The sequence below is a fragment of the Kribbella sp. NPDC026611 genome (assembly GCF_040638345.1).
In the GTDB taxonomy this organism is placed as follows: Bacteria; Actinomycetota; Actinomycetes; order Propionibacteriales; family Kribbellaceae; genus Kribbella.
On record NZ_JBEZYC010000006.1, the window covers coordinates 292,673 to 308,261 of the forward strand.

The following is a 15,589-nucleotide window of genomic DNA, read 5'->3' on the forward strand; positions in this document are numbered from 1 at the left end:
CGAGCGTAGGTTCCGACCCACGCTGTGCCCACCCGGTGCCACCCGGATCCTGCCCTGATTACTACTTGGCGTCGTGGAAGACGAGGCCCAAGGTGTGTCGCCGGCCGCTGCGGATCACGGACACGCCGTGGCGGACCGGCGCCGCGGACCAGCCGCGGGCGGACTTCACCGGCCGGTCCCGGGTGGTGAACACCAGGCCGTGGCCCTGGGGGAGGAGGGTCGACGTACCGCGGGACTGCGCGCGTGGCCGCTGCTCGACCAGCAGGAACTCGCCGCCGGTGTGGTCGACACCGGGGTCGTTGAGGTTGATCACGACCTGCAGGGGGAACACCTTGTCGCCGTACAGGTCTCGGTGCAGCGCGTTCCAGTCGCCCGATTGGTAGCGCAGCAGGATCGGTGTCGGCCGCGTCTGGCCGGCCTCGTGACAGATGTCCAGCCACTCGCTCAAGGTGTCCGGCCACTCTGCGTCCCGGCCGAGCCTTTCGTACCAGTCCTGAGCGATCGGCAACAGCCGCGGGTAGAGGAGCGTCCGCAGCTCCTCAACCGCATCCGGGAACGGCTCGGCGAAGTACCGGTACTGCCCCTCGCCGAAGCGATGCCGGGCCATGTCAATCGTCGCGCGGAAGCGCCCGACCTCGTCGTACAGCCCGGCGATCTTCGCGCACTCGGTCGGGGTGAGCAACTGGGGCAGCAACGCACAGCCGAGGTCGTTCACCTCGGCGCTCACCGCGTCCCAGTCCGCTCCGGCCACTCGTCGCTCGTACTTGTTCATGTGTGTGGAACGGGTGGACTGGCGCAGGTGTGAGGGGATAACCCCACCCTCGATTCGGGGGTTAGCACCATCGTTGTGGGGAGGCGAGAACCCTAGCGTTACAGGCATGTTGAGAACCGCGGTTGCCGCCATCGGAGCGGCGTTCACGATGGTGGCTCCGGCCGCTGTGCCGGCCGAGGCCGATGCCGGCGGGTGTGGTGCGCGAGGACGGGTGGTCTCGGTCAGCCAGGTCCTGCGGCTGACCCGATCAGAGGTGGACGAGGAGCTCCAGGGCGCGGGCCTGCCCGTTGGCGCGCAGTACGGCGTGGACTCGTACCGGGTCGTGTACTGCACGATCTCGGCGTACGGCGAACCGGCGATCGCCAGCGGGTTGCTCGCGTTACCGCATGGGAAGCGGGGCAGGCTGCCGGTTGTCTCCTATGAGCATTCGACGGTTGCGAAGCGCGCCGACGCGCCGTCCGCCTTGGTCACCGACGAGAGTCGGCTGGTGTCGTCCTTCTTCGCGTCCGGCGGGTTTGCCGTGTCGGCTCCCGACTATCTCGGGCTGGGCGTATCGGCAGGGCTGCATCCGTACGTGCACGCGGCCTCTGAGGCGTCTGCATCGGTGGACATGCTGACTGCTGCCGACCGGGTGGCTTCGCTGTCGCACCGGGTGTTCCTGACCGGCTTCTCCCAGGGCGGCCACGCGGTGATGGCGACCGGCCAGGCACTGCAGCGTTCCGGCTCGCGCTGGGCCGTCGCCGCGCTCGCTCCGATCTCCGGTCCGTACGACCTGGCGACCGAGTTCCCGGTGATGTTCGATCCCAACCAGGTCGATCCGCAACGTGCCTCGGGGTACATCTCGTATGTCCTCACTGCCTGGAACCCGCTCTACCATCTGTACGACGACCCGGCCGAAGCCTTCACCGAACCGAGCGCCGGTCGGCTCGCCGACCTGTACGACGGCACCCACGAGATCGATGAGATCGCCGCTGCGCTGCCGCCGCCCACCCAACTGGTCCAGCCCAGCTGGCGCGCCCTGCTCGAGCATCCGACCGGCCGTCTGGCCGCGGCCATCCGCGCCAACCAGGTCTGCCGCTGGGCACCCGACGCCCCCACCAGGCTGTACGCATCCCACGGCGACCGCGACGTCGTCTTCGCCAACGCCGAGTCCTGCCTCCACCAACTCCACCAACACGGCGCCCACGCGCAGCTAATCGACCTCGGCCAACTCGACCACGTCGCCTCAGCCCTCGCATCCCTCCCCGCCGTCCGCTCCTGGTTCACCCAAGAGGCCCACGCCAACGGCCCCCAGAACTAGAGCGAACCGCAGTACGACGCAGCTCGCCCGGCTCACGGCGCCGCCGTCGTACCTAAGGCGGTGCCCAGTGTCTGTCCGGCACGTCATCGCGGCACGCTGACGTGCTGGTCCACGTCGTACCCGACCTGGACCGGCACGATCACCTGCCCCGGACACCACCGTCGCATCCCGATCAGCTGAGACTTGGGCTGCTCGGCGGTTCCGGAGGGGCGGAGAACTTCATGGGGGTGCAATCGGGGGGCAACGTGGGGGAGTGATGGTCGGGGGTGTGGAATCGTTGCGGGTGACGCTTGCGGGTGGGGTGGCGTGTGAGGTTTGTGGGCGGCTTCCTCATCCGCGACGGCTTCGGCTGACGTTCGCCAAGCTGGTGGCCGTCGCTCCGGTGGAGCTTGTGCTGCATGCGATCGTGCTGGCCGTGCACCCGCCGTACCTGGTGTCGGTCGCCGTGCTGGCCTCCGTCACGACCGCGTTGGTGATCTGGGTGGTCGAGCCGTCCACGATGCGTTTGCTGCGAACGTGGCTGCACGCGCCGAAGAGGCGACCGAGGCCGGGTCTTGACGGGCTCTGGCGGATCCGCATGACGCTCGACGATCGCGCCGGATCGCTGCAGCGGGTCGCTCGCCGGCTCGCGGACGTCGACGCGAACATCCTCGGGCTGCACGTGCACCCGATCGATCACGGCGTACGGGACGAGTTGGTCGTCTCGACTCCGGATGCGGTCAACGGAGCCGTCCTCCAAGCTCTTGTCGAAGCTGCCGGCGGGTACGACGTCCACGTGTGGCCAACGACAGCGCTGGCGCTCGTCGACGGGCAGACGAAGGCGCTCAGTCTTTCGGCGCGGGTGGTCGCGGATCCGGCCGAGCTTCCGCACGCCGTCGCCGAACTCCTCGGGGCCCAACCCGTCACTGACCGTGCCACCCTCGCCGTACCGCTGCCGGCCGACGGGACGACCCTGAAGATCCCGTCGCCGTGGACGGGCCTGTTCGCCTTCGTCCGCCCAGGTGAACCGTTCACCCCCGCCGAATCAGCCAGAGCCCACCGCCTGGCCGAACTCGCAGAACTCGCCACCTCACGCCTGCTACCGCGGAAGTAGGTCCAGGCTCCGTCTCGAGGGAGCGATCCCGCCTGCACCGAAGCATGGCAAACGCTTGACTGCGGGTGGGAACGGGGGACCATCGGCAGTAGATGCACCACACCGCGTGGTGCGCGTTGGAGGTGTTCCCCATGACTGAGCGACACGAGTTGCGTTGGGGCGGCTTCGCCGGACTGGCCTTCGTCGTCCTGGCACTGCTGGGCAGGTTCCTGCCCGGCAACCCTCCGACGGTCGGTGATTCGGACAGCACGATCTCGAGCTGGCTCACTGACCACCGGACCACCATGTTGTTGAGCGCCCTGCTGTGGGCAGCCGCTGCCGGACTCGTCATCTGGTTCGCGGCGGCCTTCGCGGAGGCGATGCGGGAGCGGGCCGAGCGCAGCGACGTACATCTCGCGTTGCTCGCCGGTTCGGTTCTGGTCGGCGGCGCGATCTTCGTGAATGCCGCCCTCACGGCCGCGACGTCGTTCGGCGTCGACGGTCGGGATGCGGCGATGACCGGGATGCTGTACGACGCGACCGCGGTGATGACGACCATGATCGGCTTCGCCGCCGCACTGCCGCTGGCCGCGGCCGGACTCGGCGTACTGCGAACCCACGTGATGCCGAACTGGCTCGGCTACCTGGGGATGCTGGCCGCCCTGGTGTCGTTCCTCGGCGCGTTCGGCATCTTGGCGACGTCCGGCACGTTCGTTGCCGGCGGCACCTTGATGACCGCGGTCCCGCTGCTGGTCTCGGCGGTCTGGATCGTCTGCGCGAGCGGATTCATGGTCCGCGAACACCTGCCCGAACTCACCACCGGCGGAGCTGCCCAGCCGTCAACCGCAAGCTAACTCGGCGAACCTACAACCCGAATGCAGGAGACGAGCCCGCTCGTCTCCTGCATTCCTACTGAGCCGACATCTGACGCCGGACACCGGAGGGCCCCAGGTTGGTCCAGATCGAGCGCCGCATGCTCCGGACGTCGAGTATCGTCCGTACCTGCATGGAACGCTCCGTAACCAGGAGGACGTCATGAAGGAACATCCGAGCGCCTCCCTCTTGGTGGCGCGATGGTAGCCGGACGCCGTCGGCCGGCACGGGAATTCGCGCGGTACAACTGGCCCGGCCGCATTTCCACCAGGGCGGTGGTGTGGCTGTTCATCTTCGGCGCCGGGGCGCTGGCGCTGGGGGCGAAGCTGGCGAGCCAGGGTCCGACCTGCGGAAACGTCCAGATGCGCCCGGGGGATCGGTGCCGAATCAACGGCTCGACGGCGAGCTACGGGGACATGAGCTCCTCCCCGGCCCCGTGGATCTTTGTGATCATCGCCTTGGTCCTCTTCGGGTATGCGATCGCCCGGCTGATCAGACGACGGCCACCGACGCCGCAGGAAGTCAAGGACTTCAACACAGCCGCGGCGGCCGCGCGCCGGCACCTCATCACCAAGCACCATCAGCTCGCCGCCCAGAAGATCGCCTCCGCTGAGGATCTCCCGGGGCGCCTGGCCCGGTTCGACCAGGACGTCGCAGCGGAACGCGAGCGCGCCGGCCCCCGCAAAACAAGGTAATCACCGGTTGAGCTCAGGTGCGCAATGCGTTTCCTAGCTGTTCGAGGACGGTGATGGGGGCGAGCATGGTTGCGTCGTCGAGTGGTGGTTGGCCGGTGTCCAGCATCTCGAGGAACACCTTCAAGCCGGGGAGGACGTACTCCGAGTCGAGGCGTATGTCGCGGCTGGTCAGGCCGGTTCGGCCGACGAGGTGGGCGTGGAAGGGGACTCGGTCGGTGTCCGTTGGCTTGACCAACTGCAAGGTCACCAGGATCTCTCCGGTTCGGTACGTCGCGATGATCGTTGAGCCGACGCGGGCCACCTCGACCGGTGCTGGGTCGCCGGGGGCGAGGCGTTGGGCGAGGTCGGCGGTGTGGATGCCGTAGAAGAAGATGCCGGAGTGCTCGCTGTCGGGGTCGGCTGGGCCGGTCACTGTCACGGTCTGCAGGTCGCCGACGTCGGCTGTGGCGAGCTCGTCCGCGTCCGGTAGCCAGCGGATCGCGGAGTACGACGTGACCTGCGTCTTGCCGCGGTGCGCTGCTTGGAGGATCTCGCGTGCGTCCGTCGTACTGGCGGCTAACGGCTTGTCGACCCACACCGGGATGCCTGCCTCCAGGAACGGTACGGCCTCCGCGCGGTGGAGTGCGCCGTCGCGGTTGGTGACGATCAGGGCGTCCACGTCGGCCAGCAATTCACCTGAGGTCGCCACCACACGCTCGATGTCGCCGGCCTTGGCGAGCTCTCTCGTGCGTTCGTCGTCGCCTACCAGCGCTACGATCCGGTGCTGCTGGCCTTCGACGTTGAGATGGCGGACGAGGTGGTCCGCGTGGCTGTTCTCGGTCCCTACCAACGCGATGCGCATCAGACGTCCTGCAACGCGACCGGGCGCCCCAGACGCGCAGATTCGTACACAGCAAGCACAGTCGCCAACGAACGCCGCCCAGCCTCCAACGACACAGCCGGCGAATGTCCCTCCCGAACAGAGGCGATGAAGTCCCGGTACTGCGCCAGATGTGCAAGCTGGACAGCGCCCCACCCAGCGGGCTCGACCTGGGCAGCGCCCCGGCCAGCAGGCTCGACCTGGGCAGCACCCCGGCCAGCAGGCTCGATCGAAGGCTCCTGCGAAACCGGCGCGGCCGCGACGCTCGCGGGTGCGGCTGACGAGAGGGCAGCTTGGGAGTCCGGGGAGGGCGTTGCTGGTGCGCCTGGGGAATGGATCACCGGAGTGGCCTCGGTGTCTGCTGTCGTGGCGAGGTAGGTCAGCTCGTCGTTGTCCAGGATGGCTGTGCCTTGGGAGCCGTGGATTGTCAGGCGGACTGGGCGGCCGGGGTACGCCGCGGTGCTGGCGAGGAGGAGGCCGATGGCGCCGGATTCGAAGACGATGGTGGCGCAGGCCAGGTCTTCGACCTCGAGGTTCTGGTGGGCGAGTTGGCCGGTCTGGGCGCTGACCTGGACCGGGCGGCCGAGCATCCAGACCAGCAGGTCCAGGGCGTGGATGCCCTGGTTCATCAGGGCGCCGCCGCCGTCCATCGCGAGGGTGCCGCGCCAGTCGTCGCCGTCGTAGTACGACTGCGGCCGGAAGAACGCCGACTCCGCGATCCCGGACGTGATCCGCCCGAGCGAACCACGCTCGACCGCCGACTTGATCTCGACCACGGGCGGCTGGAAGCGGCGCTGACTGATCACCGTCACCGTACGGCCGCTCTTCAGCTGCGCCTCGATCAACCGATCCGCGGCGTCGAGCGTGATGTCCACCGGCTTCTCGACGATCACGTGCTTGCCCGCGTCCAGCGCCTCGATCGCCGCCTCCGCGTGCAACGCACTCGGGACGCAGATCGACACCGCGTCGAGCTCCTCCGCCGCGTACGCCTCGGCTGCGCTCGCATAAGCCTGACCGCCGTACTGCGAAGCCAACGCCTGCGCCCGATCGACCTTGGCATCGACCACCGCAACCAGCGCCGCCTCATCGCCAAGCGCCTCGATCAACTGCGCATGAACCCCACCGATGGTGCCGGCACCAACAATCGCGAAGCGCAGGGAAGGTTTCATTGCGCGATTGCAGCATGCAAAGGTTTGCCAGTCAAAGACGCGTCACCACGGCGAAGCGGTAGTTCATACCCTCGGACGTGATCAGCTTCAGTCGAGTCGGCGATACCCCTGGGCTGTCGTAGAAACGGACGCCCTCGCCCAGCAGCACCGGCGCGATGTGCAGAACGATCTCGTCGACCAGTCCGGCGTCGAGGGCCAGCCGCGGTACGGCGCCGCCGGTCACCACGAGGTCCTTGCCGCCTGCCGCCTCCAGGCCGCCGGCGACCACCTCACGGATGTCACCCGAGACGTACGTGAACTCGGGGATCGGGTTCGTCGCCGGATCCTTGTGCGTGTAGATCAGGATCGGTCCCTGCCACGCCCCGCCGTACGGGCGGTTCTTGCCGACCGCGTCGACCCGCTTCCCGCCGCACAGGAAGGCGCCGCAGGAAGCGATCACCTCCGCGCCGAGCGTCGAGGGTCCGCCCTCCGCGAGGAACCCCCAGGAGACGTCGTCGTCACGGTCGCCGATGAAGCCGTCGAGGGACATTGTCATGTGCCAGATCACTTTTTCGGTCATGTCACCAGGCTCCGGCAGCAGAACTCATGCGTCCAATGCCAATGTGGCGGCTGACGCATAGATACCATCGATGCATGCTCGACCTCGTCCGGCTGCGGGTGCTGGCCGCGGTTGCCGCGCACGGTTCGGTGACCGCGGCGGCCGCGGCGTTGCACTACACGCAGCCCACCGTCAGCCATCACCTTGCCCGGCTCGAAGCCGCGACCGGCGCGAAGCTCGTTCAAAAGGTCGGCCGCGGCATCCGGCTAACCCCCGAGGGCGTAGTGCTCGCCCGTCGCGCCGCGGAGATCGTCGGCCGGGTCGATGCGGCCGATGCCGAGCTCGCCGCGATGGTCGGCCTGCAGACGGGCCGGGTCCGCGTCGGTGCGTTCAGCTCGGCCCTCAGCGTCCTGGTCCCACCGGCGGCCGCCGAGCTCCGCGCCGCGCACCCGAACCTCGAGCTCGAGCTCACCGACGTCCATCCCCGGATCGCCGCCGAGCAGCTGAGGGCCGGCGAGATCGACCTCGCGATCGTGTTCCGGTACGACGACGAGCAGCCCGACGACGGGCTCCGGTACACGCATCTCCGCGACGACCCGGTCTACCTGCTGAGCCGCCGTACCGGCGAGACCCTCGCCGACCACCGCGACTCGGACTGGATCGCCGGCTGCGTGAACTGCCGCCGCGAGCTGCTCGCGCACTGCGAGGACGCCGGCTTCACCCCGCACATCGCCTTCACCAGCGACGACATCATCGTCGAGCAGGCCTTCGTCGCCGCCGGTCTGGGGGTCACGACCATGCCCGGTCTCGCGTTGCAATCTCATCTCGCCGCGGGCATCAAAACCACCAAGCTCCCCATCTACCGCCGCATCCATCTGGCCAGCTATGGAGAACCTCCCGACCCGCCGAGCACCACTGCCTTCATTGCGGCCCTGAAACGAGTAACACTGGAGTAGGGCGTACCTCTCGTCAGCACGCGAGGCACACCCTCGGCGGGGGCCGGTCGATCCCGGTTGGACGAACTGGGTGATGGGCACTAGGTGTGCATGGTGGACTGCGTCGGGCTTGGATATCGCCGGAGCTGGCGGGTGGCCGTGGGGCTGCTGGCCGCCATCGGCGTGGTCGCGTCGCTGGTGTTCGTGCGACCGTCGACCAACCTGGTGGCTTTCTTCGTGGCCGCGTTCACGGCCGGATCGGTGTGCCTGAGCATCGGGCTCGGCCGCGACCTGCCGACCCCCGACCTGCTCCGCCTCATCCCGCGCTGGGCCGGGCTCGGTGGACTGGTCGTCCTCTCGATCTGCGGGTACGCCGCCGCCGTCGGCGACGGGACCTTCGCGCTGGTGCTGCTGATCGCCTGCTCGTCGCCACCGGTCGTCGGCTGGCTGTATTCCCGGCCGGCCGACGACCCTCCAGCTGAGGACCGTCCGACCAAGGACCATCCGGCCTGGTCCAAGAAGTTGCCGACGGCATCGACCCGTCGGCGTACCGGCACCGCGCTGGTCAACCCCAAGGTCAGCGGTCTACCTGCTGACTGGCCGCTGCCGAAGTACCTGTTGGCGGTGACCCGGAGCGTCAGCGAGCTGACCGACGACGAGCTGTGCTTGGCTTGGCGACGAAGCTTCACCCAGCTGCAGCGGACGGCCGGCGCAGACCGCCGGACCGCGATGGCCGACGTACGGCGGGCGTACCTCGACGAGCTCGAGCGCCGCCACCCCGACTCGTTCGCCACCTGGATGGCGTCGAACCCGCGGGCAGCCGGCGACCCCGCGCGCTGGTTCACGCACCGCGCCGACCACTGAGGAGACCTGTGAGCCAGACCGAGACCGAGCGCCGACGCACGTTCTTCGGACACCCACCGGTTCTCGCGAACCTGTTCGGCGTCGAGCTCTGGGAGCGGTTCTCGTTCTACGGGATGCAGGGCATCCTGCTCATCTACCTCTACTACACCGCCGACCGCGGCGGCCTCGGCATCGACGAGGGTACGGCGACCAGCATCGTCGGCGCGTACGGCGGCCTGGTGTACCTCTCGACGATCCTCGGCGCCTGGCTCGCCGACCGCCTGCTCGGCGCCGAACGCACCTTGTTCTACAGCGCGATCGTGGTGATGGCCGGGCACATCGCACTAGCGTTGATTCCCGGGCTCGCCGGAGTGGCCGTCGGCCTGGTCCTGATCGCGCTCGGCAGCGGCGGCGTGAAGGCGAACGCGACCTCCCTGGTCGGCACGCTGTACGCCGAGAACGACGACCGCCGCGACGGCGGCTTCTCGCTGTTCTACCTCGGCATCAACCTCGGCGCGCTGGTCGGCCCGATCCTCACCGGTCTGCTGCAGAAGAACGCCGGTTTCCACTACGGCTTCGGGCTCGCCGCGGCCGGGATGTTCCTCGGCATCGTGCAGTACGGCGCCGGCCGCAGGCGGCTCAGCCCGGCGGCGAGCGACGTACCGAACCCGCTGCCGCCGGAGGCGCTCCGCAGGGTCGCACTCATCGCGGGCGCTGTCGTGGTCGTGATCGTCGTGGTGCTGATCTCGGGCGTGCTGCCGGCGTCGAAGTACGCAACGGCGGTAGCGGTGCTGAGTGCGCTCGCGGCGGTGATCTACTTCGCGGTGATCCTGGGCAGCAAGCAGCTGACGGAAGTCGAGCGGCACCGGGTGCAGGCGTTCATCCCGCTGTTCATCGCGAGCGCGGCGTTCTGGTCGCTGTACCAGCAGCAGTTCACCGTGGTGACGATCTACTCCGACCAGCGGCTGGACCGGAACATCTTCGGCTGGGAGATGCCGGTGTCGTTCGTGCAGTCGATCAACCCGGTGATGATCATCGTGCTGTCCGGGGTGTTCGCGGCGCTCTGGACCAAGCTCGGGCCGCGGCAGCCGTCGACGCCGGTCAAGTTCAGCCTCGGGTTGGCGGTGATGGGCGTCGCGTTCCTGCTCTTCCTGACCATGGCCGGCGGCGGCCCGAACAGCGCGCCGCTGCTCGGGCTCGCCGGCATCCTGCTGGTGTTCACGGTCGCGGAGCTGCTGCTGTCACCGGTCGGCCTGTCGCTGTCGACCAAGCTCGCGCCGGTGCGGTTCCGGACCCAGATGGTTGCCTTGTTCTTCCTGTCGATCGCGCTCGGTACGGCGTTGTCCGGCGTACTGGCGAAGTTCTACAGCACCGACCACGAGAAGCTGTACTTCGGGATCATCGGCGGGGTCGCGCTGCTCCTGGGCGGCATGCTCGCGCTGTCGGTCCGCCCGATCAAGCGGCTCATGAGCGGTGTGCACTGAGCCGTAGGTCCGCGCCGATCAGCTCGACCGCGTGCCGCCCGGCGCTCAGAGCTGCTGGGAAGTTGAGGAACGCGTGCATGGTGTCGGCGTACTCGACCAGGCGGGTTTCGACGTTGTCCTTGGTGAGGCGGTCGGCGTAGGCGAGGGCGTCGTCCCGCAGGTCGTCCCGGCCGGCCGCCAGGACCAGGGCTGGTGGGAGACCTGCAAGAGTGGTCGCCCGCAGCGGTACCGCGGTCGGTGGGACCTCACTGGTGGGGACGCCGAGGTACCAGCGGAACCAGTCGGCCTCCGGGTGGACGTCGAGGGTCGGGTAGCAGAGGATCTGGCGGTCGGGGAGTGGGCCGCCTTCGTCGCGGATCAGCAGGCAGGCGCCGGCGGCCAAGGCGGCGCCGGCGCTTTGCCCTCCTACCGCGATCCAGTCGGTGCCCAGCCCGGCGTTGCGGATCCAGGTGAGGGCGTCGCGGACGTCGTGAAGTGCTGCTGGGTAAGGGTTTTCTGGGGCGAGTCGGTAGTTGAGCGAGACCACCGTGACGTCGCCGGCCGCCGCAATTCCCGAGGTTGCGTACTCGATGTCGCGCAGGTGTCCGCCAACGAAGCCGCCGCCGTGCAGCCACAGCACGACCGGCCGAGGTCGGTCGTCCAGCCGGTAGATCCTGGCCTCCAGCGTCCGCCCGGGCAGGTCGATGCCGACGTCCTCGACCTCCACTCTCGGGTCGCGTTCGCCGGCCAGCTCGACCTCCGGCAGGTCCTCACGATCCTTCAGCAAAGCCTCGTACGGGTCGCCCTCGGACGGCGGCGCTGCCAACCGTTGCAGCAGGCTCTCTGTCTCGGCAGCGAACTGCGGCATGTCGACAAATTCGATGTCCTCGGCAAGCGTGCTCATGCGGCGCTCGGCTCCGGCTGGAGGTGACGGGCCGCGTGGCCGAAGACGACCTGGTTCGGCGGGGTGGACGCGTACTCCGCCAGCGCACCGATCCCGCCGTCGAAACCGCCGCCCGTGGACGGGTCCGTCCAGGTGTCTTCGTCGTACTGCTCGAGCTCGGCGACCAGCGCCTCGGCGACGCTGTGGTAGCGGTGCAGGAGGAGGTCGGACGGGATGTGGCGGGCGGCCTCGACGCCGCCGATGTTGAGGGCGCTGCCGATCTCGGGGGTTTCCCAGCGCGGGTCGATGCTCCAGTGCAGGCGGCCGGCGCGGGCGTCGCGCAGTACGGCGAGGGTGATCTCGTCCCACATCAGGATGTGACCGACCAGGTCGTGCAGGCTGTCGCAGAAGTGGCCGAGCGGGCCGTCGCTGACGTAGTACGGGGCTCGGAGGTCTTCTTCCTTGAGCCCGTTGATTCGGTCCAGGAGCAGCTGTTGGTCCGCCCGGAACAGGGCAACGGCCTGCTCCGGCGTCGTTTTCGCAGTACGCATGGCGTCAATCAACCATCCGCGCCGGCGCTGTGCCCGTCGATTGCGCGAAGTGCTCAATCCGCGGGCAACTAGCTGACGCGGGCGCGGGTCCGGGGCTCGGTCGGGGTGTGCAGTGTCCGGACGGCCAGGAACAGCGCGCACAGGGTGAGGCCGTAGACGGCGACGCCGAGCGGCAGCGCGCTGGTCATGCTGAGGCCGATCAGGACCAGGGACCAGACGCCTGCGCCCAGCGGGACGTAGCGCTGCCAGCCGGTCCAGTCGTTCGACCGCAGTACGGCGATGCCGGCGGTCAGGAGGCCGATCGCGGTGAGGGCTACGCCGGCGCCGAAGAACGCGCCGATGACCTGGGCGCCGGTGTCGTCCAGACGCTGGTCGGCGATCGGGATCGACGCGATCTCGGCGAGCAGGAGGACGAGGGTGCCCGCGGCCGCGATGCCGGCGCCGATCCGTGCCGTGCGGCTCGTGAGCGCCCGAAGTACGGCGAGCATGCCGAGGAAGACGAGCAGGTGGAGGACGGCGTACCCGATCGAGACGGCGACGAACGGGCCGCTGGTCCACGGGTAGCTCCACTGCTGGTCCGACACGTCGGTGGCCGGCTTCACGACGACCTCGACGGCGAGCCCGGTCAGCGTGGTCAGGGCAGCGCCGGTGAGGCCGGCGGTGCTGAGGTTGCGGTTCATGGTTTCCCACCTTTCGGAAGATTGTGCTTCGACGGTAGGAAGCGGAGGTGGGTGCGCACATCGGTGGCAGTACGCCGGCGGCTGCGCGGATCCACGTCGTACCGGATAGGTGCCAGCACTGTTGGCCGGACGGTCCGGCGCTGCCACGATGGTGCCGTGGGAGGGCGCCGGCCGATCTGGCTGTTCGGAGTGACGGTGGTCGCGGAGATCGCGGCGATCGTGCTGTCGTGGCGGCTGGAGCCGGTCTACGACACGCTGCTCTACGGCCTCTTCAACGTGGCAACGGTCGGCGCCGGCGCGGTGATCGCGCGGCGGCGGCCGGAGAACGTGATCGGCTGGCTGTTCTGCGGCTTCGGGCTACTGAACGCGCTCACGTCAGACCTGGCGCAGGGCTGGGGCCTGCGCGCGGCCGCGGAGGGCTGGGCCGGTGGCGCGATCGGCGAGGGGATCTCAGCAGTCAGCTGGCTCCCCAACGGCTTCGGCTGGACCCTGACCTTCCTGCTCTTCCCCACCGGCCACCTACCCAGCCGGCGGTGGCGGGTGGTGGCTTGGGTGGGGGCGGTCGGGCTCGTGATCAGCATGACCGCGTGGGGGCTGAGCCCGTCGCGTGGGCGGGACTTCGCGTCCGGGCGCAATCCGTGGGCCGTGGCGTCCCTTCCAACCGGTTTGCTGCTCGCGGTGGGGATGCCGCTCTTCCTCGGCGCGTTGGTTGCCGCGGTTGCGTCGCTCGCTTGGCGCTTCCGGCGGTCGACTGGGCTGGAACGCCAGCAACTGAAGTGGTTCGTCCTCGCCGCAGTCATCGCCGGCATCGCGCTACCAACCAGCTTCGTCCTCTGGTACATCACTCCCGCGGCAGGCATCATCGCCGCCTTCGCTCTTACCTGCCTCCCGCTCGCCGCGGGCGCCGCGATCCTGCGCTACCGCCTGTACGACATCGACTTCTTCATCAGCCGGACCGTCGCCTACGCAACGCTGACGATCCTGCTCGCCGCGTCATACGCCGTCCTCATCGTTGCCCTGGGCGCCTTCATCGGCCGCGCCTCGCCCTGGACCGTCGCCGTCGCGACCCTCGTCTGCACCCTGCTCTTCCGCCCGCTCCGGGCCCGGGTCCAGGACCTCGTCGACCGCCGCTTCAACAGATCCCGGTACGACGCCCTGCACCGGATGGCCGCCTTTCTCTCCGACGTCCGCGCCGGCCACCGCCCGCCTGAGGACGTCCGCGACGTACTCGCTCAAATCCTCGGCGACCCGACCCTCGCCCTCCTCCTCTACCTCCCCGAATCCCGCCATTACGTGGACCTCACCGGCCACGAGCAGCGTGACACCGCGACTCCGGGCAGACACCGCATCGTGATCGAGCGTGGAGATCAGCCGATCGGCGTGGTCCTGCACGACGGGACCAGTGCACTCGGTCCGGACCTGCTGCGCCGCGTGGTCGAGGACGGTGGACTAGCCATCGAGATCGCCCGCCTGCGCGCCGAGCTCAACGTCCAGCTCACCGAGGTGAAGTCCTCCCGCGCCCGCATCGTCGCCGCCGCCCACGCCGAACGCCGCCGAATAGAACGCGACCTCCACGACGGCGCCCAGCAACGCCTCGTCTCCATCGGCCTGGCCCTCCGCCACGCCCAACACCAACTAACCACCGCAAGCCCCACACAGGTCCGCGCCACCGTGAACAGCACTCCTGCAGACGACGGCGCACGCATGTACGGCGCTCGCGCGGACAGCGCCCCGGTGGACGGCACCCGCGTGGACGGCGCGGTGGTGGACAGCGCTTCCGCGGACCGCGGGCTGCAAGGCGCCGTCGCGGCAGAGGTGCGAGCAACTCTCGAAGGTGCGGTGGCGGAGGCGACTATCGCGATCGGCGAGCTGCGAGAACTGGCGCGCGGTCTTCCACCGGCACAACTCGACGCAGGCCTCGGCCCGGCCTGCCGCGAGCTCGCCCGCCGCGCTCCACTCCCGGTTTCCGTAGAGATGCCGGACACCCGCTTCGACACCGCCATCGAAGCAGCGGCGTACTTCATCTGCAGCGAAGGCCTCACCAACGCGATCAAACACGCCAACGCCACCCAAGTCACCCTGACCGCCGTCCAGAACCACAACCACCTCACCGTCCGCGTCACCGACAACGGCACCGGCGGCGCCACCATGAACCCCACACCCACGAACCCCGCCGCCCAAAACCTTGCCGAGTCCACCCCCGGCACCGGCCTCACCGGTCTGGCCGACCGGGTAGCCGCCCTCGGCGGCACCTTCCACCTCCAAAGCCACCCCACGACGGGCACCACCCTCACCGCGGAACTCCCATGCGCATAGTCATCGCCGAAGACCAGGTCCTCCTCCGCGAAGGCCTGAAAATGCTCTTCACCGACGCCACCCACGAAGTCCTCGCCACCTTCGGTACCGCCGACGGCCTCCTCCCCGCGGTCACGAAGTACCACCCGGACCTGGTCGTCGCCGACATCCGCATGCCCCCCACCCACACCGACGAAGGCGCCCGCGCCGCCCGCGCAATCAAGGACACCCACCCCGACACCGGCGTCCTCCTCCTCTCCCAACACATCGAAACCACCCACGTAGTCGACCTCGTCTCCCGCCCGGGCTTCGGCTACCTGCTGAAAGACCGGGTCCTCGACGTCGCCGAATTCCTCGCTGGCGCCGAGCGGGTCGCGCGCGGTGGTTCGGCCCTCGACCCGCAGGTGGTTGCCGGCCTGGTCGCCGGACGCGGCCCGAGCGACCCGCTGGCGTCGCTCACCGACCGCGAGCGCGACGTACTCGGACTGATGGCCGAAGGCCTCACCAACGGCGGCATCGCCAAGCGTCTCTACCTGAGCGAACGTACCGTCGAGGCCCACGTCCGCCACCTGTTCACCAAGCTCTCACTCCCGGAAACAGCCGACGGCCACCGCCGCGTTCTCGCCGTACTCACGCACCTCGGAGTACCGGCGCGCTGAGC

16 protein-coding genes are annotated in these 15,589 nt (G+C 69.0%); 9 read left to right on the forward strand and 7 right to left on the reverse strand.

From position 1 onward, the window contains the following. Positions 1-61: 61 nt before the first annotated feature. Positions 62-772, reverse strand: a complete 711-nt coding sequence (locus AB0E69_RS25695; RefSeq protein ID WP_360150956.1) for a 2OG-Fe(II) oxygenase — start codon at positions 770-772, stop codon at positions 62-64. A 106-nt stretch (positions 773-878) separates the two neighbouring features. On the opposite strand from AB0E69_RS25695, the gene AB0E69_RS25700 reads away from it, so the two are divergent. The 4 genes from AB0E69_RS25700 (at position 879) to AB0E69_RS25715 (ending at position 4,712) form a co-directional block, all read left to right on the forward strand. Further along, complete coding sequence (locus AB0E69_RS25700; RefSeq protein ID WP_360150959.1) at positions 879-2,072, forward strand: hypothetical protein; 1,194 nt, start codon at positions 879-881, stop codon at positions 2,070-2,072. Between the two features lie 268 nt (positions 2,073-2,340). Then, positions 2,341-3,165, forward strand: coding sequence for an ACT domain-containing protein (locus tag AB0E69_RS25705; RefSeq protein ID WP_360150962.1), 825 nt, complete (start codon positions 2,341-2,343; stop codon positions 3,163-3,165). Between the two features lie 131 nt (positions 3,166-3,296). Then, positions 3,297-3,998, forward strand: coding sequence for a DUF4386 family protein (locus AB0E69_RS25710; RefSeq protein WP_360150965.1), 702 nt, complete (start codon positions 3,297-3,299; stop codon positions 3,996-3,998). 219 nt (positions 3,999-4,217) lie between these two features. After that, positions 4,218-4,712 (forward strand): hypothetical protein, encoded by a 495-nt coding sequence (locus tag AB0E69_RS25715; RefSeq protein ID WP_360150968.1) that lies wholly within the window; start codon positions 4,218-4,220, stop codon positions 4,710-4,712. 13 nt (positions 4,713-4,725) lie between these two features. Here the strand turns inward: AB0E69_RS25715 and AB0E69_RS25720 are convergent, their stop codons facing one another. Genes AB0E69_RS25720 through AB0E69_RS25730 form a run of 3 tightly spaced genes read right to left on the reverse strand, consistent with a single transcriptional unit; the run spans position 4,726 to position 7,299 of the window. Further along, a complete protein-coding gene (locus AB0E69_RS25720; RefSeq protein WP_360150971.1) occupies positions 4,726-5,553 on the reverse strand; it encodes a Gfo/Idh/MocA family oxidoreductase in 828 nt (275 codons plus the stop codon). Continuing rightward, positions 5,553-6,740, reverse strand: a complete 1,188-nt coding sequence (locus AB0E69_RS25725) for a Gfo/Idh/MocA family oxidoreductase (RefSeq protein ID WP_360150974.1) — start codon at positions 6,738-6,740, stop codon at positions 5,553-5,555. Before AB0E69_RS25725 ends, AB0E69_RS25720 begins: the two co-directional genes overlap by 1 nt. 31 nt (positions 6,741-6,771) lie before the next feature. Then, positions 6,772-7,299 (reverse strand): dihydrofolate reductase family protein, encoded by a 528-nt coding sequence (locus AB0E69_RS25730; RefSeq protein WP_360150977.1) that lies wholly within the window; start codon positions 7,297-7,299, stop codon positions 6,772-6,774. Positions 7,300-7,373: 74 nt separating this feature from the next. Between AB0E69_RS25730 and AB0E69_RS25735 the strand changes: the two genes are divergently transcribed. The 3 genes from AB0E69_RS25735 (at position 7,374) to AB0E69_RS25745 (ending at position 10,540) form a co-directional block, all read left to right on the forward strand. Then, the gene (locus AB0E69_RS25735) at positions 7,374-8,234 is read left to right on the forward strand and encodes a LysR family transcriptional regulator (protein ID WP_360150980.1); all 861 of its coding nucleotides are present in this window, start codon (positions 7,374-7,376) and stop codon (positions 8,232-8,234) included. 132 nt (positions 8,235-8,366) lie between these two features. Further along, positions 8,367-9,077 (forward strand): hypothetical protein, encoded by a 711-nt coding sequence (locus AB0E69_RS25740; protein WP_360150983.1) that lies wholly within the window; start codon positions 8,367-8,369, stop codon positions 9,075-9,077. An 8-nt stretch (positions 9,078-9,085) separates the two neighbouring features. After that, positions 9,086-10,540, forward strand: coding sequence for a peptide MFS transporter (locus AB0E69_RS25745; protein WP_360150986.1), 1,455 nt, complete (start codon positions 9,086-9,088; stop codon positions 10,538-10,540). Here the strand turns inward: AB0E69_RS25745 and AB0E69_RS25750 are convergent. The 3 genes from AB0E69_RS25750 to AB0E69_RS25760 all read right to left on the reverse strand — a co-directional run bounded on the left by AB0E69_RS25750 (position 10,521) and on the right by AB0E69_RS25760 (position 12,633). Continuing rightward, on the reverse strand, positions 10,521-11,423 hold the full coding sequence (locus AB0E69_RS25750) for an alpha/beta hydrolase (protein WP_360150989.1): 903 nt from the start codon (positions 11,421-11,423) through the stop codon (positions 10,521-10,523). The genes AB0E69_RS25745 and AB0E69_RS25750 overlap by 20 nt on opposite strands. Then, positions 11,420-11,953 carry a maleylpyruvate isomerase N-terminal domain-containing protein gene (locus tag AB0E69_RS25755; protein WP_360150992.1) on the reverse strand — a complete coding sequence of 178 codons (534 nt, stop codon included), beginning with the start codon at positions 11,951-11,953 and terminating at the stop codon, positions 11,420-11,422. Before AB0E69_RS25755 ends, AB0E69_RS25750 begins: the two co-directional genes overlap by 4 nt. Positions 11,954-12,021: 68 nt before the next feature. Next, complete coding sequence (locus AB0E69_RS25760; RefSeq protein ID WP_360150995.1) at positions 12,022-12,633, reverse strand: hypothetical protein; 612 nt, start codon at positions 12,631-12,633, stop codon at positions 12,022-12,024. A gap of 156 nt (positions 12,634-12,789) precedes the next feature. Between AB0E69_RS25760 and AB0E69_RS25765 the strand changes: the two genes are divergently transcribed. Further along, positions 12,790-14,949, forward strand: coding sequence for an ATP-binding protein (locus tag AB0E69_RS25765; protein ID WP_360150998.1), 2,160 nt, complete (start codon positions 12,790-12,792; stop codon positions 14,947-14,949). Continuing rightward, positions 14,940-15,587, forward strand: a complete 648-nt coding sequence (locus AB0E69_RS25770) for a response regulator transcription factor (protein WP_360151001.1) — start codon at positions 14,940-14,942, stop codon at positions 15,585-15,587. Before AB0E69_RS25765 ends, AB0E69_RS25770 begins: the two co-directional genes overlap by 10 nt. Positions 15,588-15,589: the final 2 nt, after the last annotated feature.

Bases quoted from the DNA above. Each gene is read 5' to 3' on its own strand.
- AB0E69_RS25730 (WP_360150977.1), bottom strand. From the start codon at position 7,299: ATGACCGAAAAAGTGATCTGGCACATGACAATGTCCCTCGACGGCTTC.
- AB0E69_RS25700 (WP_360150959.1), top strand. From the start codon at position 879: ATGTTGAGAACCGCGGTTGCCGCCATCGGAGCGGCGTTCACGATGGTG.
- AB0E69_RS25695 (WP_360150956.1), bottom strand. From the start codon at position 772: ATGAACAAGTACGAGCGACGAGTGGCCGGAGCGGACTGGGACGCGGTG.
- AB0E69_RS25760 (WP_360150995.1), bottom strand. From the start codon at position 12,633: ATGAACCGCAACCTCAGCACCGCCGGCCTCACCGGCGCTGCCCTGACC.
- AB0E69_RS25720 (WP_360150971.1), bottom strand. From the start codon at position 5,553: ATGCGCATCGCGTTGGTAGGGACCGAGAACAGCCACGCGGACCACCTC.
- AB0E69_RS25750 (WP_360150989.1), bottom strand. From the start codon at position 11,423: ATGAGCACGCTTGCCGAGGACATCGAATTTGTCGACATGCCGCAGTTC.
- AB0E69_RS25735 (WP_360150980.1), top strand. From the start codon at position 7,374: ATGCTCGACCTCGTCCGGCTGCGGGTGCTGGCCGCGGTTGCCGCGCAC.
- AB0E69_RS25770 (WP_360151001.1), top strand. From the start codon at position 14,940: ATGCGCATAGTCATCGCCGAAGACCAGGTCCTCCTCCGCGAAGGCCTG.
- AB0E69_RS25755 (WP_360150992.1), bottom strand. From the start codon at position 11,953: ATGCGTACTGCGAAAACGACGCCGGAGCAGGCCGTTGCCCTGTTCCGG.
- AB0E69_RS25710 (WP_360150965.1), top strand. From the start codon at position 3,297: ATGACTGAGCGACACGAGTTGCGTTGGGGCGGCTTCGCCGGACTGGCC.
- AB0E69_RS25725 (WP_360150974.1), bottom strand. From the start codon at position 6,740: ATGAAACCTTCCCTGCGCTTCGCGATTGTTGGTGCCGGCACCATCGGT.
- AB0E69_RS25715 (WP_360150968.1), top strand. From the start codon at position 4,218: ATGGTAGCCGGACGCCGTCGGCCGGCACGGGAATTCGCGCGGTACAAC.